We start from the raw sequence: 514 nt of genomic DNA on the forward strand, positions 1-514 counted from the left end.
CCGCGCAGGACGCGGTGCCGCAGGCCTTGGTCAGGCCGGCGCCGCGCTCCCAGGTGCGGATGATCATGCTGTCGGGCGAGGTCACCTGCGCGATGGTTATGTTGGCGCGTTCGGGAAAGATCGGATGGTTTTCCAGAAGCGGGCCGAAACGGTCGAGTTCATAAGTCCAGACGTCGTCATCGACCCAGAAGATGGCGTGCGGGTTGCCCATCGAAACGGCGGAAGGCGAATGCAGCACAGGCGCGTCGATCGGGCCGACCTGCAACTCGATCATGCGGGTGTCGCGGAACTCCTCGGCCAGCGGAATGTCGCGCCAGCCGAAGCGCGGCGTGCCCATGTCGACAGAGATCGAGCCGTCTGCGTGTTCGCGGGCATTGAGGATGCCGGCCACGGTCTCGAAGGTGAAGGTCTTCTCGCCGGCCTCGGCGGCCAGGGCCTGGACGACGCAGCGCATGCCGTTGCCGCAGGCCTGCGCTCCGGAGCCATCGGAATTCAGGATGTCGACGAAATAGGC

General features: G+C 65.8%; 1 protein-coding gene. It reads right to left on the reverse strand.

Annotated features, from left to right (window positions below; all coding sequences use genetic code 11):
* A partial coding sequence (gene dapF, locus EOA36_RS36795; RefSeq protein WP_127281333.1) for a diaminopimelate epimerase occupies positions 1-514 on the reverse strand: 514 nt, incomplete at both ends.

The organism is Mesorhizobium sp. M8A.F.Ca.ET.021.01.1.1 (genome assembly GCF_003998025.1).
Classification (GTDB): Bacteria; Pseudomonadota; Alphaproteobacteria; order Rhizobiales; family Rhizobiaceae; genus Mesorhizobium.